This is a genomic window from Rhizobium aouanii, assembly GCF_037002925.1.
In the GTDB taxonomy this organism is placed as follows: domain Bacteria; phylum Pseudomonadota; class Alphaproteobacteria; order Rhizobiales; family Rhizobiaceae; genus Rhizobium; species Rhizobium aouanii.
Genome location: NZ_JBAMYD010000008.1, coordinates 188,957 through 210,886, shown reverse-complemented (window position 1 = coordinate 210,886; position 21,930 = coordinate 188,957). Strand labels below are relative to the sequence as shown.

At 63.0% G+C, this 21,930-nt stretch carries 22 protein-coding genes and 2 pseudogenes; 5 read left to right on the top strand and 19 right to left on the bottom strand.

Annotation, left to right across the window (positions count from 1 at the left end):
• Positions 1 to 34: 34 nt before the first annotated feature.
• The 12 genes from V8P77_RS16180 to V8P77_RS16125 form a co-directional block, all read right to left on the bottom strand.
• On the bottom strand, positions 35 to 442 hold the full coding sequence (locus V8P77_RS16180) for a hypothetical protein (protein ID WP_003540656.1): 408 nt from the start codon (positions 440 to 442) through the stop codon (positions 35 to 37).
• Between the two features lies 1 nt (position 443).
• Positions 444 to 2,051, bottom strand: coding sequence for a putative PEP-binding protein (locus V8P77_RS16175; protein WP_335913343.1), 1,608 nt, complete (start codon positions 2,049 to 2,051; stop codon positions 444 to 446).
• Entirely contained in the window at positions 2,035 to 2,379 is a 345-nt protein-coding gene (locus V8P77_RS16170) for an HPr family phosphocarrier protein (protein WP_018074530.1), read from the bottom strand. The genes V8P77_RS16175 and V8P77_RS16170 overlap by 17 nt, the downstream gene beginning before the upstream one ends.
• Complete coding sequence (dhaM, locus tag V8P77_RS16165; RefSeq protein ID WP_335913342.1) at positions 2,379 to 2,777, bottom strand: dihydroxyacetone kinase phosphoryl donor subunit DhaM; 399 nt, start codon at positions 2,775 to 2,777, stop codon at positions 2,379 to 2,381. The genes V8P77_RS16170 and dhaM overlap by 1 nt, the downstream gene beginning before the upstream one ends.
• Positions 2,777 to 3,388: a dihydroxyacetone kinase subunit DhaL gene (dhaL, locus tag V8P77_RS16160; protein ID WP_335913341.1), complete on the bottom strand. Its 612-nt coding sequence runs from the start codon at positions 3,386 to 3,388 to the stop codon at positions 2,777 to 2,779. The genes dhaM and dhaL overlap by 1 nt, the downstream gene beginning before the upstream one ends.
• A 52-nt stretch (positions 3,389 to 3,440) precedes the next feature.
• A complete protein-coding gene (locus V8P77_RS16155) occupies positions 3,441 to 5,084 on the bottom strand; it encodes a dihydroxyacetone kinase subunit DhaK (protein WP_335913340.1) in 1,644 nt (547 codons plus the stop codon).
• A 53-nt stretch (positions 5,085 to 5,137) separates the two neighbouring features.
• The gene (locus V8P77_RS16150; RefSeq protein WP_335913339.1) at positions 5,138 to 6,145 is read right to left on the bottom strand and encodes an ABC transporter ATP-binding protein; all 1,008 of its coding nucleotides are present in this window, start codon (positions 6,143 to 6,145) and stop codon (positions 5,138 to 5,140) included.
• On the bottom strand, positions 6,138 to 7,235 hold the full coding sequence (locus V8P77_RS16145; RefSeq protein ID WP_335913338.1) for an ABC transporter ATP-binding protein: 1,098 nt from the start codon (positions 7,233 to 7,235) through the stop codon (positions 6,138 to 6,140). Before V8P77_RS16145 ends, V8P77_RS16150 begins: the two co-directional genes overlap by 8 nt.
• A 3-nt stretch (positions 7,236 to 7,238) precedes the next feature.
• Positions 7,239 to 7,451, bottom strand: a complete 213-nt coding sequence (locus V8P77_RS16140; RefSeq protein ID WP_335913337.1) for a hypothetical protein — start codon at positions 7,449 to 7,451, stop codon at positions 7,239 to 7,241.
• Positions 7,448 to 8,401: a carbohydrate ABC transporter permease gene (locus V8P77_RS16135; RefSeq protein ID WP_335913336.1), complete on the bottom strand. Its 954-nt coding sequence runs from the start codon at positions 8,399 to 8,401 to the stop codon at positions 7,448 to 7,450. The genes V8P77_RS16140 and V8P77_RS16135 overlap by 4 nt, the downstream gene beginning before the upstream one ends.
• A complete protein-coding gene (locus V8P77_RS16130; RefSeq protein ID WP_222289111.1) occupies positions 8,398 to 9,366 on the bottom strand; it encodes a carbohydrate ABC transporter permease in 969 nt (322 codons plus the stop codon). Before V8P77_RS16130 ends, V8P77_RS16135 begins: the two co-directional genes overlap by 4 nt.
• A 122-nt stretch (positions 9,367 to 9,488) precedes the next feature.
• Entirely contained in the window at positions 9,489 to 10,814 is a 1,326-nt protein-coding gene (locus tag V8P77_RS16125) for an ABC transporter substrate-binding protein (protein WP_335913335.1), read from the bottom strand.
• Between the two features lie 559 nt (positions 10,815 to 11,373).
• On the opposite strand from V8P77_RS16125, the gene V8P77_RS16120 reads away from it, so the two are divergent.
• On the top strand, positions 11,374 to 12,819 hold the full coding sequence (locus V8P77_RS16120) for an MFS transporter (RefSeq protein ID WP_335913334.1): 1,446 nt from the start codon (positions 11,374 to 11,376) through the stop codon (positions 12,817 to 12,819).
• A 280-nt stretch (positions 12,820 to 13,099) separates the two neighbouring features.
• Complete coding sequence (locus tag V8P77_RS16115) at positions 13,100 to 14,164, top strand: sensor histidine kinase (RefSeq protein ID WP_335913333.1); 1,065 nt, start codon at positions 13,100 to 13,102, stop codon at positions 14,162 to 14,164.
• Positions 14,165 to 14,190: 26 nt separating this feature from the next.
• Here the strand turns inward: V8P77_RS16115 and V8P77_RS34900 are convergent.
• Positions 14,191 to 14,307: pseudogene (locus V8P77_RS34900) on the bottom strand (endonuclease domain-containing protein); the annotation flags it as partial.
• An 81-nt stretch (positions 14,308 to 14,388) separates the two neighbouring features.
• Between V8P77_RS34900 and V8P77_RS16110 the strand changes: the two are divergent.
• The 3 genes from V8P77_RS16110 to V8P77_RS16100 all read left to right on the top strand — a co-directional run bounded on the left by V8P77_RS16110 (position 14,389) and on the right by V8P77_RS16100 (position 17,946).
• Entirely contained in the window at positions 14,389 to 14,940 is a 552-nt protein-coding gene (locus V8P77_RS16110) for a DUF924 family protein (RefSeq protein WP_335913332.1), read from the top strand.
• 92 nt (positions 14,941 to 15,032) lie between these two features.
• The gene (locus tag V8P77_RS16105) at positions 15,033 to 17,567 is read left to right on the top strand and encodes a mechanosensitive ion channel family protein (RefSeq protein ID WP_335913331.1); all 2,535 of its coding nucleotides are present in this window, start codon (positions 15,033 to 15,035) and stop codon (positions 17,565 to 17,567) included.
• A 112-nt stretch (positions 17,568 to 17,679) separates the two neighbouring features.
• Complete coding sequence (locus V8P77_RS16100) at positions 17,680 to 17,946, top strand: hypothetical protein (protein WP_335913330.1); 267 nt, start codon at positions 17,680 to 17,682, stop codon at positions 17,944 to 17,946.
• Positions 17,947 to 17,967: 21 nt separating this feature from the next.
• On the opposite strand, the gene arsK is transcribed toward V8P77_RS16100, so the two are convergent.
• The 6 genes and pseudogenes from arsK to V8P77_RS16070 all read right to left on the bottom strand — a co-directional run bounded on the left by arsK (position 17,968) and on the right by V8P77_RS16070 (position 21,896).
• Complete coding sequence (gene arsK / locus V8P77_RS16095; protein ID WP_335913329.1) at positions 17,968 to 19,203, bottom strand: arsenite efflux MFS transporter ArsK; 1,236 nt, start codon at positions 19,201 to 19,203, stop codon at positions 17,968 to 17,970.
• Positions 19,200 to 19,925, bottom strand: a complete 726-nt coding sequence (gene arsH, locus V8P77_RS16090; RefSeq protein WP_335913328.1) for an arsenical resistance protein ArsH — start codon at positions 19,923 to 19,925, stop codon at positions 19,200 to 19,202. The genes arsK and arsH overlap by 4 nt, the downstream gene beginning before the upstream one ends.
• Positions 19,900 to 20,322, bottom strand: a complete 423-nt coding sequence (gene arsC, locus V8P77_RS16085; protein WP_335913327.1) for an arsenate reductase (glutaredoxin) — start codon at positions 20,320 to 20,322, stop codon at positions 19,900 to 19,902. The genes arsH and arsC overlap by 26 nt, the downstream gene beginning before the upstream one ends.
• Positions 20,319 to 21,013 (bottom strand): annotated as a pseudogene (locus V8P77_RS16080) (MIP/aquaporin family protein). The gene arsC and the pseudogene V8P77_RS16080 overlap by 4 nt, the downstream one beginning before the upstream one ends.
• Positions 21,013 to 21,543 (bottom strand): arsenate reductase ArsC, encoded by a 531-nt coding sequence (locus tag V8P77_RS16075; RefSeq protein WP_335913326.1) that lies wholly within the window; start codon positions 21,541 to 21,543, stop codon positions 21,013 to 21,015. The pseudogene V8P77_RS16080 and the gene V8P77_RS16075 overlap by 1 nt, the downstream one beginning before the upstream one ends.
• The gene (locus V8P77_RS16070) at positions 21,540 to 21,896 is read right to left on the bottom strand and encodes an ArsR/SmtB family transcription factor (RefSeq protein WP_335913325.1); all 357 of its coding nucleotides are present in this window, start codon (positions 21,894 to 21,896) and stop codon (positions 21,540 to 21,542) included. The genes V8P77_RS16075 and V8P77_RS16070 overlap by 4 nt, the downstream gene beginning before the upstream one ends.
• Positions 21,897 to 21,930: the final 34 nt, after the last annotated feature.

Sequence of the window (21,930 nt, the reverse complement as noted above, 5' to 3'; positions counted from 1 at the left end):
TAAGAGAATTACGTTACGTCAACCAGCTCACTCGTCATTCCGCACCCGATATCGCGACGATCTTCTGCACCAGATCGGAGATCGCCTCTTCCAAGAGGCGGTTTTTCCTGTCGTCGCCGAAGTCGGGCACCATCAGCGAAAGGTGCCGCAATTTCTCGGAATGGCCGAGATCAGGCAGCTTGCCGGGATGGGCGGCCTGATAGGCTTCGAGAAAGCGCTCCTGTTCGGCGGCGCTGAAATGGCAGACGCGGACGATGGTCGCGAGATGGCGCGCCGGCAGCGGCGTCGCATAGGTCGGGCTGGTGATCTGGGTGACGAAGCTGCGATGTTTTCCAAGCGCCGTCGCCAGGCGCTGGCGCGTGCCCGATGGCCTGTTGTCGATGATCTGCGCCAGAATGGACTTGTAGGCGATAATGGCGTCTTCGGTGTCTTCGCGCGCCATTCTACTCTCCGGCTGCCTTTGTGCCATCGGCGTTGAGGCCGATGATCGCCGACCTTATCGCGGGACGCCGGGCCGGCGCCACGGAAAAATGCCGGAGGCCGGCGGCGAGCAACCCGGGCAGATGGTGCGGATTGCCGGCCATGTCGCCGCAGATGCTGACCGGCTTGCCGGCGGTCAGCTTCACCGCCTGGGCGAGCAGCCGGAGCACGGCGGGTGCAACCTTGCCGGCATCGGCGTCGATATCGTCGCGGGCGGAGGCGGCAAGATATTGGGTGAGGTCGTTGGTTCCGAACGAGAAGAACGCTGCCGCCCCGAAGGCGTCGAGCATCAATGCGGCTGACGGTACCTCCACCATCATGCCGATCGGCGGCATCCGGTGGGGCAGGGCACGGCGGCCGAGTTTTTCGGCTTCCTCCCGGAAAAGCTCTCGCATCCTGTCGAACTCGTCTGGAAAGGTCACCATCGGCAGCATCACCGACAGCCGGCCGAAGACAGCGGCGCGCAGCAGGGCACGGGCCTGGACGCGGGCGATTTCCGGCCGGGCAAGCAGCAGCCGGATGCCGCGCAGGCCAGAAGTGGAGAGGGCCGGCAGGTCTTCGAGGCCGGCGAGCGGCTTGTCGCCGCCGATATCGAGCATGCGGATCGTTACCGGCCTGTCGCCCGCCTGCTCCAGCACGCGGCGATAGATCGCCAGCTGCCGTTCCTCATTGGCGGCATCGGCGACCGAGGCAACTGAAAATTCCGAGCGCATCAGGCCGACGCCCGCCGTTGCCGGATCGAGCGTCTCGATCTCGGCGGGATCGTTGATGTTGATGGAGAGCAGGATCGGCACGCCGTCCGCGGTGCGCAGCTCACCGCTTTCGTTCTGCGTGTCGGCGGTAGGCGCCTGTGCAGGCGCGAGCGGCGGGATCAGCATGCTGCCCGCCTGCAGGATGACCGCACCGGCGTCGCCATCCACGCTGACAGGATCTCCGTCCGCGGCTGAAAAGCGGCCTGTGCCGACCACCATCGGCACCGATTTCGTTCGGGCGAGCAGGGCGACATGGCCAGCAGTGCTGCCTGCGAACAGCGCGATGCCGCCGCCTTTCGACCAGTCATGGGCGAGAAAGCGGCTCGGCTCCATATCCTTGCCGACGAAGACCGAACCGGGCGGGAAATCGGCGATCGGCGTGCCGGCGAGCGCGCCGAGCACACGGTTCTTGATGTCTAGAATATCGACGGCGCGTGCCCGCATCTGCTCTTCATCCGCCGCTTCGAGTTCGCCGATATAGGCGTCGAGGGTGGCGACCCAGGCAAAGACGACATTCCCGTCGGCTTCGATGCGCGCGCCGGTCGCTTCCGCGATCGTCGGATCGCGCAGCACCTCAATCTGGAAATCAATGATATCCCGGCTTTCGGGATCGGCTCCATCGGCAAGGTGCTCGAGTTCGCCGATCGAGATGTCGATCGCCTTCTCCAGCGCGCCGTATCCACCAACGGCTCGGGACGCAGGGGCAGCGTCCGGCCGCTCGGCAGCGGAAGGAGCCTTTGGCTCCTCCGCGAGAAAGGCCGGGCCGGATGCGATGCCCGGGGATGCGCTCTTGGCTTTCAGTCTAAGCGGTTCGGCCATGTTTCTTTTCCTCATCGAAGTTGCGCTCGATGAGTTCCTTCAGCGCGCGGATCGCCTCTTCGGCGAGGATGCCGTCGGCGCGAATCCTGAGGATCGATCCTTTTCGGATTTTCGCGCCCATGATCTTGATGATGCTCTTGCCGTTCAGCCAGACGTCGCTGCCGTTGACGGCGATCTCGATCGAACAGGGGAAGGACTTGGCAAGCCGCGTGAAGGTAACGGAGGGGCGGGCATGCAGCCCGACGCCGTGCTTGACTTCTACCTCCGTCTGGCAATTCACGTGCAATGGATGGGGCTCCTGTTTTTCACTACGCAATCCTGTTGTCATCAGGGGGACAGTTCCTCGGCTGTGGCGACGACCTTGGCCAGCGACGCGCCCCCCGACGCCTCGGCAGCGGCGATGACGGCGCCTTCGACGAGCGGCGCGTTGCAGATGGAGACGAGGGCCGAGCGGGGAAGCCCCAGAATTTCGATCGCCATTTCGCTGTTGGTTTCGGCGCCGCCGAGATCGACGAAGACGGCGACGCCGGCATCGGACCAAGCGGCCTCGATTGCCCTCAGGATGCCGCCGGCATCGGTGCCGAGCTCGCCATGGACATTGCCGCCCGACCAGGCGAGCGGTACGCTGTCGCCCACCATTTGCCGCACCATATCGGCGATCCCCCTTGCCACCAGCGGCGAGTGGGAGACGATCACGATACCCACATTTGCAGTCTTTCCAATCATTACGGACGGTGCTCCCCGAGATAGCGGCAGATCGCCGTGGTCAGCAGCGCGCAGCTCGACGCGCCGGGATCGACATGACCGATGGAGCGGTCGCCGAGATAGGCGGCGCGCCCGCGCATCGCCTTCATGTCAGCGGTGCGGTTGGCGGAACGCTTGGCCCTGCGGGCGATTGCGCCGAGCGGCGAGCGGCTGGCGAGTGCTGCATGCACGGGATAGAGCACGTCGAGCAGGGTCTTGTCGCCGGCATGCGCGCGCCCGCGTCTTGCCACAGCGTCGATCGCCTGTTTCAGCACGAGGGAAAAATCGGCCTTCTCCTCACTTTTGCGAAGCTCGCGACCGATTTCCATCAGCAGCGTGCCATAGAGCGGCCCGGCCGCACCGCCGACATTCATCACCAGCGTCAGGCCGATCTTTTCCATGGCGTCGGGGAAGGGCAGGCTGGACAGGCTTTCGCCTTCGGCGCTCACTGCCTCGCAGCCGCGCCGCATATTGGTTCCGTGGTCACCATCGCCGATGGCGCGATCGAGCGCGCAGAGATGATCGCTGTTTTCAGCGATCGTCGCGCGGCACACTTCGATTAATCCTGCCAAAAGCACCGGTTCCGCCTGCACTGCCGTCCTCCCTGTCGCCACGCCTCCCGCGGGCTTTCAAACTTTACTCCGGTCAGGCGAGGCTTGCCACCACGCCGAACGCGCCGGCAACCGCGACGGCACCCGGATCGGCAACGCCGGCCAGATCCCTTTCGCCGACATAGGAGGCGCGTCCGGCTCTGGCCTTCATCATCGTCTTCGTCGATTCGGCGCCGGCTGCCGCGGCCCTTGCCGCGGCGGCGACATCGCCGGATGCGAGCGCCTGCAGGGCCGGCGACAGCGCATCGACCATCGTCCGGTCGCCGACTGCGGCTCCACCATAGAACGTCATCCTGTCGAGCCCGGCAAGAAGGGCGGCTGATATATCGGCCTTCTCAGTCATCGCTTTTGCCGCGGCGGTGAAGAAGATCGACAGCAGCACGCCGCTCGATCCGCCCATGCTGGTGCCGAGGATATCGCCGAGCGAGGCAAGCGTTGCGGCCGGCCGGTCGAGCGGCAGTGTATCGAGGCGGGCCAGCACGCTGCGGGCGCCCGTCGCCACCGTCGAGCCGGTATCGCCATCGCCGACGCGGCCGTCCAGGCGGTTGAGTTCGGTTTCCTGGGAGATCAAATGCTCACAGAGCGCCGTGATCAGGCGCCGGTTGCGGCTGTTCTCTCCGGCCATACCATTCGCGCCGTTCAAGCCGGCTGATGTTCTCGGTGCGGCGATGATCTGGATCTCGTGGCGTTCGACGGCCGGCATCCAGGCATGCGGCTCGACCGCTGCCATTAGCGCTGCCTCACGCGCGGCATCCATCCGGATCAGCGACAAAGAGAAGCCGTTCATATTGAGCGCGGTCATCATCGGCGCCGGGCCGATGATCAGCCGGACGCGGTGGCCAAGCGGTGAGGACAGCACGGCATTGGCGATGACGGTCATTTCGAGTGGCGGCACGGCGCCGAGATTGTTGATGAGGAGGGCATGGCTTGCCCCTTCGCGCAGCGTTGGCGACAGGCGCGCCACCATGGTGGAGACGATATCGGCGACCGGCTGCAGGGTGATGCGCTCGACGCCGGGCTCGCCGTGGATGCCGAGGCCGAGTTCGCCTTCGCTTTCGCCGAGACGGTCCTCATGCGCCTGGCCCGGCACGCTGCAGGTGGAAAGCGACATGCCGAGCGAGACGATGTCGCCGGCCGCAGCCGCGGCCTGGCTTGCCACCGTCTTCAGGTCTTCGCCCCTTTCGGCGTGATAGCCTGCGATCTTGTGGACGAACAGCGTGCCGGCGACGCCGCGCGGCTGGTTGATGCCGGGGATGGCGATATCGTCGGCGACGATGACCATCTCGACGTCGAAGCCCTCGGCGCGCGCCTTTTCGGCGGCGAGGCCGAAATTCAGCCGGTCGCCGGTATAGTTCTTGACGATCAGCAGGGCGCCCTTTTCGCCGGTCACGGCGCGGATCGCCGTCAGCACGGCATCGACGCTCGGCGAGGCGAAGATTTCGCCGGATACGGCAGCGGTCAGCATGCCTTTGCCGACGAAGCCGGCATGGGAGGGCTCGTGGCCGGCGCCGCCGCCTGAGATGATCGCCACCTTCGACTTGTCCCAGTCCGCGCGCAGGATCACCTTGATGTCGGGAAAGCTGTCGAGGCGGGCAAGACGACCCTTGCTGCTCGTCAGAAGCAGACCGTCCAAGGCTTCGGTGACGATGTTTTCCCTGCGGTTGAAGAAGTGTTTCATCGATTGAGACCCGTTTGTTTGTTTTTTATGCCGTCATCATGTCTGTTTGCCGATCAGGACAGGCGCTGTCCAGCCGCATCGAAATAAAGCGGATCGCGCAGCGTCAGGTTGATCCGGTCGCCCGGCGCGATCGCCAGATATGGATCTGCAAGTGTGACGAGCTTGTGATTGCCGGCCCTGATGTGCAGATGGTTCTGGTCGCCCAGATGCTCGATCCAGTCGATCTCGGCATTGGCATCCTTGCCGACAATGATGTCGAGATGTTCGGTGCGCGCGCCGACGGTTTTCGTGCCGGCCGGCGGCTGGCCGCCGGGAAGCAGGTCGGCCGGCAACAGGTTGATGTGCGGTTGCCCGAGGCGGGCGGCGACATGCAGGTTAGCGGGATTGCCGTAGATCTCGCGCGGTGTTCCGACCTGCATCAGCCGTCCCTCGGCAACGATGCCGATGCGGTCGGCCATGGTCATGGCTTCCACCTGGTCGTGAGTGACATAGAGCAGCGTCGAGCCGAGTTCCTTCTGGATACGCTTCAGTTCCAGGCGCAGTTCGGCGCGCAGCTTGGCGTCGAGCGAGGAGAGCGGTTCATCCATCAGATAGATCGCCGGCTTGCGCACCAGCGCCCGGCCGATCGCGACACGCTGCATCTCGCCGCCGGAAAGGCGTGTCGAGCGGTTCTCCAGCTTATGGTCGATCCGGACCATGCGCGCGACTTCGCGCACGCGCCGGTCGATCTCCGCCGCACTCAGCTTGCGGACCGGCGCCTTCAGCGGGAAGGCGAGGTTCTCGTAAACTGTCATATGCGGATAGAGCGAATATTGCTGGAAGACGAAGGCGACGTCGCGTTCGGCCGGCGCTTCGGCGGCGACATTGCGGCCGCCGATCTCGATGCCGCCGCTATCGGGCTTTTCGAGGCCGGCGATCAGCCGCAGCGTCGTGGTCTTGCCGGCGCCGGTGGGACCGAGCAGCACGACGAACTCGCCGTCGCGGATCGAAAGATCGAGGTCGGCCAAAGCCTGGGTGTCGCCGAAGCGCTTGGCGAGGTTCCTGAGGACGACATCAGCCATGCCGGGTCTCCTGATAAAGCTGGGATGGCACCGCGCGGCCGGACGTGCAGTCGAAGAGCGCGAGTTTCGCCGGGTTGAATTCGAGGCCGACCCTTTCGCCAATCTGAAAGCTGCGATTGGCGGGAACGCGGGCCTTGATCAGGCCACCCGGGGTTTCCACAGCCACGACCTGGTTGGTGCCGAGATATTCACTGCCGTAGACGGCGCCGCGCAGCCGCGAGGCGTCGCTGAAGCGGATATGCTCCGGCCGGATGCCGAGCGCCAGCTCGCTTTCGGCCATGTCCTGGTGGATCTCGGGAACGGCGACATCGACACCGTCGAGCAGGATGGAACGGTCGCCGCTTTTCAGGCCGGAGGTGAAGCGCATGAAGTTCATCGGCGGCGAGCCGATGAAATCGGCGACATACATAGTCGCAGGCTTGGCGTAGATTTCCTGCGGCGTACCGAATTGCTCGATGACACCATGGTTCATCACGGCAATCTTGTCGGCCATCGCCATCGCCTCGTGCTGGTCATGGGTGACGTAGACGGTGGTGGCGTGGATGCGATTGTGCAGTTCGCGCAGCTCATGGACCATGATCTCGCGGAACTCGGCGTCCAGCGTGCCGAGCGGCTCGTCCATCAGGAAGCATTTCGGGCGCCGGACGATGGCGCGGCCGAGCGCCACGCGCTGCCGGTCGCCGCCGGCAAGGCCGGAGACCGAGCGGTTTAGAATATGGTCGATCTGCAGCAGGCGGGCGGTCTCTTCGACGCGCTGGCGGATTTCGGCCTTGGGCATGCCCTGCGACAGCAAGGGGAAACCGATGTTCTTGCGCACGTTCATATGCGGGTAGAGCGCGAAGAGTTGGAAGACGAAGGCGATGTCGCGGGCGCTGGCGCGGTTGAAGGTGACATCCTCGCCGTCGAGATAGATCTTGCCGCTCGACGGCAGCTCGAGGCCGGCGATCATGCGAAGCGTTGTGGTCTTGCCGCAGCCTGATGGACCGAGCAGCGCCAGGAACTCGCCGTCATGGACGGTGAAGCTCGAATCCTCGACGGCGACGAAGCTGCCGAACTCCTTGCGGAGATTTTCGATCCGGATATCCGCCATGGTTCACTCCGGGAATTTTGAGACGATGATGAACATGACGGTGCCTATGAGCAGGGTCACCAGCGAATAGGTGTAGAGCACCAGCAGGAAGGGCTGGAACAGCATCAGGAAGCCGAGGCCGATCAGCACTGTGGCGATGGTCTCCATCGGGCCGCGACGCAGGAAGAACGGCCGCTTCGGAGGGGCAGGGGTTGATGTTTCGATCAGACGGCTCATTTGCGGACGGCTCCGAAGGTGATGCCGCGCAGCAGCTGCTTGCGCAAGAGAATGGTGAAGACCAGGATCGGGATCAGGAAGATCGTCGTTCCTGCAGCGACCGCCGGCCAGTCCTGGCCGCCTTCGCCGATGATCGTCGGAATGAAGGGTGGCGCGGTCTGGGCCTCGCCCGAGGTCAGAAGCGCGGCGAAGGCATATTCATTCCAGGCGAAGATCAGGCAGAAAATCGCGGTGGCGGCAATGCCGGTCGTTGCCTGCGGCAGCACGACCTTGCGGAAGGCCTGAAGGCGGGTATAGCCGTCGATCATCGCCGCTTCCTCGTATTCGCGCGGGATCTCGTCGATGAAGCCCTTGAGCAGCCAGACGGCGAGCGAGACGTTGACGGCGGTGTAGAGCAGGATCATGCCCAAGGCCGTGTCCGACAGGCCGAGTTCGCGATACATCAGGTAGATCGGGATGGCGACGGCGATCGGCGGCATCATGCGCGTCGACAGGATGAAGAACAGCAGGTCGTCGGCGAGCGGGATCTTGAAGCGGGAGAATCCGTAGGCGGCGAGTGTGCCGAGGAAGACTGCAAGGAAGGTCGAGCCGAAGGCGATCACCAGCGAATTGACGAAGCGCGGCACGAAGTTCGACGGGCCGGCGATCACCATGTTGCGCTTGCGCGTCACCTCATCACAGGTGCCGACCGGGGCCGGCAGCGAGGCGATATAATCAGGCGTCTGCCGCGTGCGTGTCGTGAACAGGTTGCAATAACCTTCGAGCGACGGGCTGAAGACGATCTTCGGGGGATAGCTGATCGAATCCGGCGGCGACTTGATGCTGGTCAGGAAGATCCAGACGAGCGGGATGAGGGTGATCAGCGCATAGAGGACGACGATGGTGCCGGCGATGCGCTTGCTGGACAGGCTCGGTTCGACGACCGAATGGGCTGAGTTGGCGGCGCTCATCGTTGCTTCACCTTGTTCAATGCCTTGACGTAGATGTTGGCGAGGCCGAACACCGCGACGAAGAGGATGATGGCGAAGGCCGAGGCCCGGCCGGTCGCCCAGCTTTCGAAGGCGGCGCGTTTCAGCGTGATCGAGGCGACCTCGGTGACCGAGCCCGGCCCGCCGCCGGTGAGCAGCGTCACCATGTCGAACATCTTGAAATTCTCGATGCCGCGGAAGAGCACGGCGAGCATGATGAAGGGCAGGGCCATCGGCACGGTGATCGACCAGAACTGCCGCCAGGGCGAGGCACGGTCGACCTCGGCGGCCTCATAGATATAGTCGGGGATCGAGCGCAGGCCGGCCAGGCAGATCAGCATCACATAGGGCGTCCACATCCAGGTATCGACGATGATGATCGCCCAGGGCGCCAGTGTGACATTGCCGAGCATCTGGATATCCGATGTCGGAATGCCTGACACCAGCGACACGGCATAGGCGAAAAGGCCGATCTGCGGCTCGTAGAGAAAGCGCCAGAAATTGCCGACCACGGCAGGCGACAGCATCATCGGGATCAGGATGATCGTCGTCCAGAAGGCATGGCCGCGAAACTTGCGGTCGATCAGATAGGCGAGCGTAAAGCCGATCACCGTCTGCAGCACGATCGTCCAGAAGACGAAATGCGCGGTGGTCTGCATCGCCTGCCAGATATCGGGATCGTTGAGGACGCGCTGGTAATTTCCGAAGCCGACGCCCAGGACCGGCGCATTCGGCCGGTTGGCGCGGTAATTTGTGAAGGAGAGATAGACCGCCCAAAGCAGTGGGAAGATATTGATCGCCAAGAGCAGGGTGATGGCAGGCGCAATAAACAGCCAGGCGATCGCCCTGTCGGAGAGGCCGCGGACGCGCCGGGCGACCGAGGAGGGCGTCGCCCTTGCGGTCGCATCGGCCGCCTTCTCGACGATGGAGGAATGGGAAATAGTCAAGTTTTCACCTGGTATTTTCGGGGTACGGGGTTTTTTGGGTATGAGAGATCTGGCGGCCCGGCTCGTCTGCCGATCCGGGCCGCCATCCTGTCGAGGATGGCGCGCATCAGGGATGCCACGCGTCAGATCTTGCCATCGTCCTTGAAGACGTCACCCCAGTCCTTCACCAGGCCGTCGAGCGCTTCCTTGGCGGTGCCGTTGCCGGCGACCACGTAGTTATGGACGCGCTTTTGCATGGCCTGCAGCAGCGAAGCGTAGCTCGGCTCTGCCCAGAAGTCCTTGACGATCGCCATCGAGTCCAGGAAGGCCTGGGCATAGGGCTGGCTCTTGGCAAAGCCCGGCGCGTTGACGACGGAATTCAGGCATGAAAAACCGCCAAGTTCCCACCACTTGGCCTGCACGTCGGGCTGTGCGAACCATTTGATGTATTGCAGGGCGGCGTCGCGCTTGTCGGAATAGGAGACCACCGATATGCCCTGGCCGCCGAGCTGGGCGAAGTGCGCCTTTTCAGCCGGATTGGGGAAGAAGCCAATCCTGTCGCCGCCGACCTTCTCGTCCTTGTAGAGGCCGGGCCAGGTGAAGGCGAAGTTCATCTGCATGGCGACCTGGCCGGATTTGAAGGCGTCGGCGGATTCGACCATGTAGACGTTGGAGCTGCCGGGCGGGGTGCAGCAATCATAGAGCGACTTGTAGAATTCGAGGCCCTTGACCGCGTCGTCCGAGTTGACGAAGCCTTCCATCTCATAGGGCTTCTGCGGGTTTTCATACTGGAAGCCCCAGTCGTAAAGCACGTTGGTCACGCCCATGGTGATGCCTTCGGAGCCGCGCTCGGTATAGATCGAGGCGCCGTAGACGGTCTTGCCGTCGATCTGACGCTTCTGGAAGAACTCGGCGATCTGCTTCAGCTCGTCGTAGGTCTTCGGGGCTGCGAGATCGTGGCCGTACTTCTCCTTGAATTCCTTCTGCAGTTCCGGCTTCTCGAACCAGTCCTTGCGGTAGGTCCAGCCGACGACGTCACCCATGGCGGGCAGCGCCCAGTAGTTCGGGGTGTTCTTCGGCCATTCCGAGTAACCGACGACCGTCGCCGGCACGAAGTCATCCATCTTGATGCCTTCCTTGTCGAAGAAGTCGTTGAGCTTAACGTAGTGGCCGTTCTCGGCCGAGCCGCCGATCCACTGGCTGTCGCCGATGATGAGATCGCAGAGCTTGCCATGCGAATTCAGCTCGTTGAGGAAGCGGTCGGCGTAACTCGTCCAGGGAACGAATTCGAACTTCATCTGCGTGCCGGTCTTGGCGGTGAAATCCTTCGACAGCTCGACCAGCGCATTGGCGGGGTCCCATGCAGCCCAGCACAGCGTCAGTTCATCGGCTTTGGCGAGATTGGGCAATGCCGACGACATGACGAATGCCGTGGCCAGCCCGAAAAGGGCTTTCGATGTTTTCTGCATAAGTTCCTCCCAGAACCAAGGGCCGGCTCCCCGCCGGCGTCGCATGTTCACCCACTTCAGAGAATGCTCACATGAACTCCTCAATCATCATGTTTAGCAATATGTTTAGTGATATCTATTTTTACAAACATTGCAAGCGCCAATCGTTGTTGCAATGCGACAGGTGTTGCGTCCCATGGGCAGATAGTTTGGGGAGCCGATCTTTTTCGGCAGATCGCGAAAAATTCTTTGGCGAGCGTACCGCTGCAGCGACATCTGGCCTCGCTGCGACATCGATCGCACGGTATGGACTGCACGCCGCTCCTGTTTTTCCCCGGAGCGGTTCAAGCTTGGCCTCGCTTCGGTGGGGCCTTTTTCTTGAATCCTTTCTGGGTGGAGGCCGCTTGGTATCGGGAATATTCCTGCGCAGTGCGAGATTTAGCCTTTCCGGCCGGCTGCAACGGGCGTATTCAGCCAGTGCGCGGCTTTCCATGTCCGCGTGTCCCCCGCGCGGCAGATCTCCGATCGGCTTCCTTCCCGTTTCCCTGCCGCGTCATCCGGAATTTTCATTGGCAGATCGATGACCACGGCAGAGACGAGCGAGAATGGGCACGAGGCCGCAGGCGGCCGCCAGGCGAAGATCGTGGCGCTGGTCGTTGCCGTTTCCTTCTTCATGCAGATCCTCGACGGCACGATCGTCACCACCTCGCTGCCGCAGATGGCGGCGAGCTTTGGCGTGCAGCCGGTGTCGATGAGCATCGGCATCACTGTCTACATGCTGACGATGGCCGCCTTCATTCCGCTGTCCGGCTGGCTCGGCGATCGGTTCGGCGCGCGCCGCATCTTCCTGATGTCGATCGCCGTCTTCACCGGCGCCTCGCTGTTCTGCGGGCTGTCCGGCAGCCTCGCGGAATTTGTGCTGTGGCGCGCCGTCCAGGGGGCGGGCAGCGCGCTGATGACGCCGGTCGGGCGCATCATCGTGCTGAAAAACGCCCGCAAGTCGGAACTCGTCCAAGCGATCGCGCTGATCACCTGGCCGGCACTGACGGCGCCGGTAATCGGCCCGGTGCTCGGCGGTTTCATCACCACCTATGCCAGCTGGCACTGGAACTTCCTCATCAATATCCCGATCGGCATCCTCGGCATCGCGCTGGTGCTGCGTTTCGTGCCGGAGCAGCGCGAGACCAATCCCGGCCGGCTGGATCTCGTGGGCTTTGTGCTGAGCGCCGCCGGGCTGACCTTCCTGCTCGCCGCCCTCGAACTCTCGGTCAAATGGGACGGCGGGCTTTTGCCCATCCTATCAATGCTGGCGGCGGGCATCGTGCTGTCAGTCATGGCGACGCGGCATTTCCTCGCCGTCGACAATCCGTTGCTCGATCTTTCGGCCTTCCGCATCCAGACCTTCTCGATGTCGACGCTGTCGGCGGGCACGGCCTGCCGGATGGCGATCAATGCGACGCCGTTCTTGCTGCCTCTGCTCTTCCAGCTCGGCTTCGGCCTGAGCTCGATTGCCGCCGGCACCTATCTGCTCGTCTATTTCCTCGGCAATTTCAGCATGAAGGCGGTGACGACGCCGCTGCTGCGCTTCTTCGGTTTTCGCACCGTGCTTGGGGTCAACGGGCTGATCGCGGCGCTTTCAATCGTCGGCTGCGGTTTCCTCTCGCCGGAGACGCCGCCGTTTTTCATTCATGCGCTGCTTTTCCTCGCCGGCCTGTCGCGGTCGATGGAATTCACCGCTTTGAACACACTCGCCTTCGCCGATATCGGCCCGGCGCAGCGAAGCTCGGCCTCAACGCTGTCGAGCATGCTGCAGCAGGTATCGATGCTGCTCGGCGTGGCAGTGGCGGCGGCCGTGCTCAACATTGCCTCGGCTTTCAGGGGCGCCGACAATCCGGTCCTTGGCGATTTCCGCTGGGCTTTCATCGTGATCGGCGTGATCGGCGTCGTCTCGTCGCTGCGTTTTCTGCAATTGCCGGCAGGGGCAGGGGCCGAAGTATCCGGCCATCGGAAATTCCAGAAAAATTAGCTTATCCGCGGAACCAATCGGGCCGCTCGGCGTTCATGCATCTCATTTCAGGTTTTTCGTTTTCCCATCTCCCTTCAACGGCTTCCATAGGGTTCCTCCCCAAGCCAGGATCATGTTCTGAAAATGCCGGCTCCCCGACATCCCCCTTCCGCGCCGCCTGCGACAAGAGCGAGGGATAACCGCTGTTTACCCCAGGCGGCCGATGCAATACGACATTGCCATGCGGACGACTCGGACGCTTGCGGGCGGTCGTCGCTGCGAGAGAACGCCGGGAGACCGAATGAGCAATTCTAGCGGCGATGCGGATGACCTGATCCACATCCTCTATATCGACGACGACGAGGGGCTTGCCCTGCTGATGCAGAAGAACCTGCTCCGGCGCGGCTTTTCGGTCGAGTGGGCCGAGAGCGGCGCTGCCGGCCTTGCGAGACTCGGCGAAGGCGGGATCGACGCCGTCGTGCTCGATCATCTCCTGGCGGGCGAAACCGGCCTCGATATCCTGCCCTGCATCACGGCGATGCCGGATCACCCACCGGTCATCTATGCGACGGGTTCGGACGATACCAGCATTGCGGTCGCCGCGCTGAAGGCCGGCGCCGATGATTACATGCTGAAGGGGATCTCAGCCGATTATTTCGACTTGCTCGCCGCCGCCCTCGAACAGGCGCTGGAGCGGGCGCGGTTTCGCCGCGAGACGGCGCAGGCGCAGGAGGTGATCCGCCAGCAGCGCGACCTTGCCGAAATGCTGCTTGCCGAAGTCAATCACCGCATCGCCAACAGCCTCGGCCTCGTCGGCGCGCTGATCCGCATGCAATCCTCGATGACCGCGGATCAGGTGGCGATCGACGCGCTGCACGAAACGCAGATGCGCATCAACGCCATCGCCAGCGTGCACCGCCGGCTCTATACCAACCGGCAGGTCGGCTCGGTGCAGGTCGACGAATATCTGAACAGCCTGCTGACCGAACTCGAAACCTCGATGCGCGACGACAAGCGGCCGCACCGCATCGTGCTTACCGCGCAGCCGGTCAATCTGGCAACCGACAAGGTGATCACGCTCGGGCTGATCGTCAGCGAGCTCGTCACCAATGCCTTCAAATATGCTTATCCGGACAGCGTGCCGGGCGAGATCCGCGTCATCGTCGACCAGACGGACGGGGCATTGCGCGTCATCGTCGAGGATGACGGCGCCGGTTTCGATCCGTCGAGCCCGGCCAGGGGAACCGGCCTTGGTACACGCATCCTGACGGCCATGGCCGCCAGCCTGAAATCGGATTTCGCCTATGACCCCGGCCACGACGGAACCAGGGCGACGCTGGTGTTTTCGTTGCATGAGGGGAAGTAGAAAGTGCAGCCTAGGGTGTGCCGTGTGGCCCCCTCATCCGCCCTACGGGCACCTTCTCCCCAAGAGGAGAAGGGGGAAGGAGACGTCGCCGCGAATCTCTTCTCCCCAGCGGGGAGAAGGTGGCGGCAGCCGGATGAGGGGGCCTTGCGGCACGCCGTTTACCCTATATCTACAATAGCTTACAGACGCCGCATCATCAAGCCTAACGCCAGGGAAGGGGAAACATGACGACGATCCGCTCACCGAAAGAAGTCTATGACTTTTGGTTCGTCAGATGCGGTCGGGATCTGTGGTTCCGCGCGACGCCTGACCTCGACGTGGAAATCCGCGAAGGCTTCCGCGATACCCATCTGGCCTTAGCCGCGGATGTTGGCGCCGAATGGAGGGCGGATGCGGAGAGCCGGCTGGCGGCTGTCATCGTGCTCGACCAGTTCCCCCGCAACATCTATCGCGGCACCGCGCTTGCCGTTGCGACTGACGGGCTGGCGCTGAGAGAAGCCAAGCTCGCGCTGGCCGCCGGCGCCGACCGGGCGGTCGAAGCCGCATGCCGCACCTTTTTCTACATGCCCTTCGAACATGCCGAGAATCTTGGGGAGCAGGAGCGATCGGTGGCGCTGTTCACCGCGCTTGGCGACGAGGAATACCTCGATTATGCAATCCGCCACCGCGACGTGATCGCCGCCTATGGCCGCTTTCCGCACCGCAATGCCATGCTTGGACGCGAGTCGACGGCTGAGGAATGCGACTATCTCTCCCGGCCCGATGCCGGTTTCTGACGGTTTCCAGAGAGTTTCCGCCTTTCTGTCGCCTTTCTTTACTAGGACAAGCTGGCATTCTATTCCGACGACAACCTTTCCCGGAGGCGCTTTTGCGGCTGAGACCGATCCTGCTTCGCACCATTCTTCTGCTGACGCTGGCGGTCGCCGGCGCGCATTTCAAGGGTGCTGCGGCCTTCGCACAGGAGCCGCAGGCATCGGCGGCGGCGCAGGCGCCGCTCGCCGATAGCCCGCTCGACCAGGCGACGAAGGAGATCGACAAGGCGAAGGTCCAGCTGACGGCGCTTCAGGACGGCGTCAAGCAGAATGCCGACAATGACGATGCCCTCGTCGGGCTTGCGACCAAGGCCGATGAACTCAGCCGCGCCGTCATCACCATATCGGTCAATCTCAGGCCGCGTTTCGACCAGATCAAGAACCGGCTTGCCGAGCTCGGTGATCCGCCGAAGGACGGGCAGCCGCCGGAAGCCGAGATCGTCACCCAGGAGCGCAACGCGCTCGCCGCCGAACGCGCGCAGATCAATGCGCTGACGGGTGACGCCGAAAACCTGTCGATCACGGTGACGAAGCTCGTCAACGAGATCACCGAGATGCGGCGGCGGCTGTTTGCCGATACGCTGCTCAGGCGCACCGAGATTTCAGTCTCGGTGCTCGACGATGCCGGCAGCGCCTTCGTGCATGAGGCCCGCGAATTCTCGCAGGCCCTGTCGAGCTGGGCCGCTTTCGTCTGGAAATTCAAGCGTTTCCCGATGTTTGCCGCGATCTTCCTGTCGCTCGCCTCGGCACTGATCCTGCTCTCCGGCAGTTATCGGCTGTTCGGCTCCTACCTGCGCCGCGACGAGGCTGTCGAGAACCCGTCCTATATCGGCCGGCTGTCTATCGCCTTCTGGTCGACGTTGATCCGCACGCTGGCGCTCTCGGTGCTGCTCGTCACCTCGTTCTTTTTCCTTAACGGGTTCAATGTGCTGAGGCCCGATATCGCACCTGTCATCGGTGCGCTGTTCGGGGCGATCGGCCTCGTCTATTTCGTCGGCCGCTTCGTCAATGCCATCTTCGCGCCGCACGAACCGCGCTGGCGCCTCGTTCGGCTTTCCAATCTCGGCGCGCGCTCGATCGGCTACTGCTTGCTGGCGATGGCGATCGTCAACGCGCTCGACTATCTGTTCGGCACGATCGGCGAGGCGATGGGCTCGCCGCTGGTGCTGACCGTGGTCAGAAGCCTGATCGCCGCGCTTATCATCGGCCTGATCCTGATCTCGGTCTCGTTCGGCAAACCGATGCTGGCGAAGAACGGCGATCCCGACGCGCCGGGCCGGCATTGGCCGCGCGGCATGGCGATCATCCTGCGGGTCGTCGGCGCCGGCCTCATCCTCACCGCGCTGACCGGGTATGTCGGGCTCGCGCGCTTCGTCGCCACGCAGCTCATCATTACCGGCGCCGTCGTCGTCACCATGTATGTCGGCCTGCTTTCCGGCAAGGCGATATCAAGGCAGGAAAGCTTCGGCGATACTTTCTTCGCGCGCTTCCTGACACGCCGCTTCAAGCTCGGGCCGGTGGCGATCGACCAGGCCGGCCTGGTCGTCGGCCTTGCCATCTATGCGGTGGCGCTTCTCGTCGGCATCCCGCTGATCCTGCTGCTCTGGGGCTTCCATGTGCAAGACCTGCAGATTCTTGCCTACAGGCTGTTCACCGAGGTCAGGCTCGGCGGTATCAGCATCTCGCTGCTCGGCATCTGCACCGGCATCCTCTTGTTTGCCGGCGTCTACCTGCTGACGCGCTGGCTGCAGCGCTGGCTCGACGGCAATGTGATGGCCAGAAGCCATGTCGATCTCGGCGTGCGCAATTCGGTGAAGACGGGTATCGGCTATCTCGGCGTCGGCATCGCGGCGATCATCGGTGTTTCGGCGGCCGGCATCGACCTGTCGAGCTTCGCGCTCGTTGCCTCCGCACTTTCGGTCGGCATCGGTTTCGGCCTGCAGAACATCGTCTCCAACTTCGTCTCCGGCCTGATCCTGCTCGTCGAACGGCCGTTCAAGGTCGGCGACCATGTCGTTTCCGGCACGGCCGAAGGCATCGTCAAACGCATTTCGGTGCGCGCCACGGAGATCGAGACCTTCCGCAAGCAGTCGATTATCGTGCCGAATTCGGAGTTGATCAACGGCCTCGTCGGCAACTGGACGCACCGTAACAAGATCGGCCGCTCGGAAATTCCGGTTTCCGTCGCCTACAACGCCGATCCGCAGCAGGTGATGGACATCCTGCTGGAACTGACGGCCAAGATACCGCTGGTCATGCGCAATCCGGAGCCGCATGTCGAATTCCTGCGCTTCGGGCCCTATTCGCTGGATTTCGAGCTGCGTTTCTTCCTCGCCGACATGGGTGACGGCATGGCGGTGCGCAACAATCTCAGGATCGAGATCCTTAAGCGCTTCAAGGCCGAGGGCATCGAGATCCCACTGCCACAGACCGATCTTACCATACATCGAGAGGCTCGTCCCGCGCTTGCCGATGCGGCTAGGGATCAACCCAACGAGCAGGAAAACTCGGCGGACACGCCCATGGAGGAGGAAGAGCAGCCGGTTCGGCAGTTGCGAAGCAAGACGGCAGACGGTAATCGGAAAGGCTGAACGGGTCATTCAGCCATCATTCACAGCTATATGTGCATGATCTCCACTATCGGGATCGCTGCCGGGGGCAGCACCGATCGTTCGAGGGGAGGGCGCGCCAGCGCCGCCGCACATGATGGCAAGATTTGCCGCCGTTCTGCTTATCCCGCTGCTTGTCGCACCCGCGGCTGAAGCGGCATCCATCACCAACACCGATCCAGCCGCCGTCGTGCTCGTCATCACCGAGAGCGGCCAGCGCGTCGAGGTCGTCGTCGATGCCGGCGCTTCGGAAAACCTCTGTGCCTCCGGCTGCTTCATGACGACGCCCGACGGCGACCGCATCGGGCTCGACGGCGGCGAGACGATCGACATCGTCAAGGGCTCGGCCGTCGTCAAGTAGCGCCTGTCCTGATGAATGCGCTCAAGCTTCTCCGGGATTGGGAACAGTTTCCAGCCGGGCAACCGGGCGCGTCAGCCGCATGATGGCGAAGAATGCGGCAACGGCGACGGTGCTGAGCAATGCAGCAATCGACAGCGACCATGATACGCCGAGATTGCCCATCAGGAAGGCAAGCGCGAACGGCGCCATCGAGGAGACGACGAGACGGACCGACATGATTTGTCCTTGCCGCCGGCCGTAGCCGTCGCTTCCGAAGAGCGCGAGCGGCAAGGTTCCGTAGACGATGCTGTTAAGGCCAGAGCCGAGACCGAAGACGACGGCGAAGAGTAGCGCACCGGGCACCGAGGGTGCGGTGGCAATGAGGATGACAAGGGCTGTCGGCAGCAGGATGGCGCAGATGATCGCCAGCATCACTTGCGACAAGCTCTCGCCAAAGACCATGTTGATGAGGCGGCTCAGCACCTGTGACGGGCCGAAGAGCGTTCCGACCACCACCGCCATGGCGCCGAGGCCGAGTGCCGACATTACGGGCACCATGTGAACCAGAAGCGCCGAGTTCACGAAGCTTTCCAGAGCAAAGCCAGTCACCATCAGGATAAAGGCGGGCCTGCGCACCGACGGCGGAAGGCTCGGCTCGACGCGTTTTGCAGCCTCGTCTCCGGTCCGTCTCCTGGTTTGGTTGACGCCATGCGAGAGCCAGGCATGAATGGGGAGGCAGACCACGAGATTGAGCGCCGCGAAGATCAGATAGACGTTCTGCCATGAGAGATGCGCATGCAGCGCCGTGGTGATCGGCCAGAAGATGGTCGAGGCGAAGCCGGCGATCAGGGTCAGATAAGTAATGCTGCGCTGGGCGACCTGCGGCCTGATCTGCACCAGCAGGGCGAAGGCTGCGCCATATTGCACCAGGTTCGAGGCGATCTCGATGCCGATCAATGCCGCGACGAAAGCGATCTTTCCCGGCGCAAAGGCGCAGGCGACGAGGGCGGCGGCGGCAATCGCCGAGCCCGATGTCATGATCCTGCCGGCGCCGAAGCGATCGATCCACGTGCCCATGAGAGGTGCGGCCAGACCGCCGATCAGAAGTGCCACAGAGAGCGCGCCGAAGATCCATTCCGATGACCAGCCCAGATCACGGGCCATGTCGGGGGCGAGAATGCTGAAGCTGTAATAGAGCGATCCATAACCGATGATCTGCGTCAGCCCGAGTGCGGCGATGGCCGCTACCGGCGGTCGTTCGGTGCCGACGATTGTCATAGGGATCGGAGGCTCACGCGCTGCTCGAGCTTTTCGACTTCTTCCTTCCGCTCGCTGTAACGGTTGGTGAGATAGTTCGAGGCATCCCGGGTCAACAGTGTGAATTTCACCAGTTCCTCGCAGACGTCGACGACGCGGTCATAGTAGGACGAGGGTTTCATACGGCCGTCCGCGTCGAATTCTTGGAAAGCTTTGGCAACCGAGGACTGATTGGGAATTGCGATCATCCGCATCCATCGTCCAAGGATGCGGAGCTGATTTACCGCATTGAAGGACTGGGAGCCGCCGGAGACCTGCATCACCGCCAGCGTCTTGCCTTGCGTCGGCCGGACCGAACCGACCGACAATGGAATCCAGTCGATCTGCGCTTTCATGATGCCGGTCATCGCGCCATGACGTTCGGGGCTGACCCACACCTGGCCTTCAGACCACGCTGACAATTCGCGCAGCTCCTGAACTTTTGGGTGGCTCGCCGGCGCCGCATCAGGCAGCGGCAGACCCTCCGGGTTGAAGATGTGCACTTCGCAGCCGAAATATTCGAGCAGCCGCGCGGCCTCCTGCGCGAGGAAGCGGCTGTAGGACACTGCTCGCAACGAGCCATAAAGGATCAGGATGCGCGGCTTGTGCGTCGAGAATGCCGGCCTGAGCGCATCCATATCCGGTTGACGCAGATGCATCGACGATACGGCAGGCAGATCAGACAATGCGCTTGCCTCCGGCATCGAGCACCTGCTCGCCGTCTTCCTTGGTGAAGGCGCCCCGATGCGTTTCCGGCAGGATTTCGAGGACAAGTTCCGACGGCCGCGACAGGCGCGTGCCGAGCGGCGTGACGACGAAGGGCCGGTTGATCAGGATCGGCTGCGCGAGCATCGCGTCGAGAAGCTGATCGTCGCTCAGATCGGGATTGTCGAGGCCAAGTTCGGCGTAGGGCGTGTCCTTTTGGCGAATGGCATCGCGCACGGTGAGGCCGGCATCGGCAATCATCCCGGCCAGCTCCTGACGTGACGGCGGGTTTTCCAGATAGTCGATGATATCAGGTTCGATGCCGGCATTGCGGATCATCGCCAGCGTGTTGCGGGAGGTGCCGCATGCCGGGTTGTGGTAGATGGTGACGTTCATTGTTTTGCCTCTGACGATAGCGTTGATAAGGGCCTGGCTGCAGCAGCCAGGTGAACAGGAAAAGCGCTGCGACCGCGCCTGTGATTTCAGCGATCCAGAAGCCTGGAAGATCGACTGGGCGAATGCCGGAGAAGGTGTCGGTCAGCGAGCGGGCCAAAGCGACGGCAGGATTGGCGAAGGAGGTCGAGGCGGTGAACCAGTAGGCGGCGGTGATATAGAGCCCAACCAGCCACGGCACCGCCTTCTGCTCAAACTTGATGCCGGCGAGGATGATCGCGACCAGGCCGAAAGTGGCAACGCCTTCCGAAAACCATTGCGCGCCGCCGGTGCGCATCTTGCTCGACATTTCCAGAAGCGGCAAGGCAAACATCAGATGAGCGACGACGGTCCCGACGATGCCGCCGAAGATTTGCGCGGCGATATAGCCGGCGAGATCGCGTTTTGCCAGCGCGCGCGACATCGCAAAGATCAGCGAGACCGCCGGGTTGAAGTGGGCGCCGGAGATCGGCCCGAGCACGGTGATCAGCACCACCAGGATGGCGCCGGTCGCCAGCGTGTTGCCGAGCAGGGCAAGTCCCGTATCCTCGGTCAATGATGTCGCCATGATGCCGGATCCGACGACGGTCGCGACCAGCATGGCGGTGCCGAGGGCCTCAGCGACCAGACGGCGCGGCAGATCGAAGGGCGCCATCAGTCGGCCGTTGCCGGTTTTGCGGTGGTGCCTTCCATGGCGCCGATCTGACGCAGGTGCGATTCCAGCGCCAGCTTGTCGATCGACGTTAGCGGCAGGCTGAGGAAGGCCATGATGCGGTTCTTGAGGAAGCGGGCGGCCTGCGCGAAGGCGCGGCCTTTCTCGACCTCACTGCCCTCGACCGCAGCCGGGTCCTCGACGCCCCAATGGGCAGTCATCGGATGGCCAATCCAGACCGGGCAGGCTTCGCCATGGGCGGTGTCGCAGACGGTGAAGATGAAATCCATCTCCGGCGCACCAGGCTCGGCGAACTCGTCCCAGCTCTTCGAGCGGAAGCCGGTTGCGGGATAACCGAGCGCCTGCAGTTCCTTCAGTGCCAGAGGATTGACCTCGCCCTTCGGCTGGCTGCCGGCCGAATAGGCCTTGAACCGGCCCTTGCCTTCGGTCTCCAGGATGGATTCCGCCAGGATCGAGCGGGATGAATTGGCAGTGCAGAGAAAAAGCACGTTATAAACGCGGTCTGTGGTCATTGCAGTTCCTCCTTGGTTGCAGGTGCACAGCATGCGGCGACGGCAGCAGCCGGCGCGCAGATCTTAGGGTTTCCACCGCAGCAATCCTCCATCAGGAAACGGATCAGGCCGCCGAGCGCCTCGTAATTGGCGGTGTAGATGATCGAGCGGGATTCGCGCTGCTGCGTGATCAGGCCCGAGCGTTCGAGCTCCTTCAGGTGGAAGGAGATATTGGATGGCGAAACCTCCGCCTTGTCCGCGATCGAGCCCGCCGCCATGCCATCGGGGCCTGAGACTACGAGCATGCGGATGATATGCAGGCGCGTTTCCTGCGAAAGCGCGCTGAATGCGGCGAGGGCTTGACGTTGGTCCATATTTCAATGATCCTTGAACTATTGAAATGAGGAT

Excerpts from the sequence above, each read along its gene's own strand:
- V8P77_RS16180 (WP_003540656.1), bottom strand. The coding sequence starts at position 442 with ATGGCGCGCGAAGACACCGAAGACGCCATTATCGCCTACAAGTCCATT.
- V8P77_RS16175 (WP_335913343.1), bottom strand. The coding sequence starts at position 2,051 with ATGGCCGAACCGCTTAGACTGAAAGCCAAGAGCGCATCCCCGGGCATC.
- V8P77_RS16170 (WP_018074530.1), bottom strand. The coding sequence starts at position 2,379 with ATGACAACAGGATTGCGTAGTGAAAAACAGGAGCCCCATCCATTGCAC.
- dhaM (WP_335913342.1), bottom strand. The coding sequence starts at position 2,777 with ATGATTGGAAAGACTGCAAATGTGGGTATCGTGATCGTCTCCCACTCG.
- V8P77_RS16155 (WP_335913340.1), bottom strand. The coding sequence starts at position 5,084 with ATGAAACACTTCTTCAACCGCAGGGAAAACATCGTCACCGAAGCCTTG.
- V8P77_RS16150 (WP_335913339.1), bottom strand. The coding sequence starts at position 6,145 with ATGGCTGATGTCGTCCTCAGGAACCTCGCCAAGCGCTTCGGCGACACC.
- V8P77_RS16145 (WP_335913338.1), bottom strand. The coding sequence starts at position 7,235 with ATGGCGGATATCCGGATCGAAAATCTCCGCAAGGAGTTCGGCAGCTTC.
- V8P77_RS16140 (WP_335913337.1), bottom strand. The coding sequence starts at position 7,451 with ATGAGCCGTCTGATCGAAACATCAACCCCTGCCCCTCCGAAGCGGCCG.
- V8P77_RS16135 (WP_335913336.1), bottom strand. The coding sequence starts at position 8,401 with ATGAGCGCCGCCAACTCAGCCCATTCGGTCGTCGAACCGAGCCTGTCC.
- V8P77_RS16125 (WP_335913335.1), bottom strand. The coding sequence starts at position 10,814 with ATGCAGAAAACATCGAAAGCCCTTTTCGGGCTGGCCACGGCATTCGTC.
- V8P77_RS16120 (WP_335913334.1), top strand. The coding sequence starts at position 11,374 with ATGACCACGGCAGAGACGAGCGAGAATGGGCACGAGGCCGCAGGCGGC.
- V8P77_RS16115 (WP_335913333.1), top strand. The coding sequence starts at position 13,100 with ATGAGCAATTCTAGCGGCGATGCGGATGACCTGATCCACATCCTCTAT.
- V8P77_RS16110 (WP_335913332.1), top strand. The coding sequence starts at position 14,389 with ATGACGACGATCCGCTCACCGAAAGAAGTCTATGACTTTTGGTTCGTC.
- V8P77_RS16100 (WP_335913330.1), top strand. The coding sequence starts at position 17,680 with ATGATGGCAAGATTTGCCGCCGTTCTGCTTATCCCGCTGCTTGTCGCA.
- arsK (WP_335913329.1), bottom strand. The coding sequence starts at position 19,203 with ATGACAATCGTCGGCACCGAACGACCGCCGGTAGCGGCCATCGCCGCA.
- arsH (WP_335913328.1), bottom strand. The coding sequence starts at position 19,925 with ATGCCGGAGGCAAGCGCATTGTCTGATCTGCCTGCCGTATCGTCGATG.
- arsC (WP_335913327.1), bottom strand. The coding sequence starts at position 20,322 with ATGAACGTCACCATCTACCACAACCCGGCATGCGGCACCTCCCGCAAC.
- V8P77_RS16075 (WP_335913326.1), bottom strand. The coding sequence starts at position 21,543 with ATGACCACAGACCGCGTTTATAACGTGCTTTTTCTCTGCACTGCCAAT.
- V8P77_RS16070 (WP_335913325.1), bottom strand. The coding sequence starts at position 21,896 with ATGGACCAACGTCAAGCCCTCGCCGCATTCAGCGCGCTTTCGCAGGAA.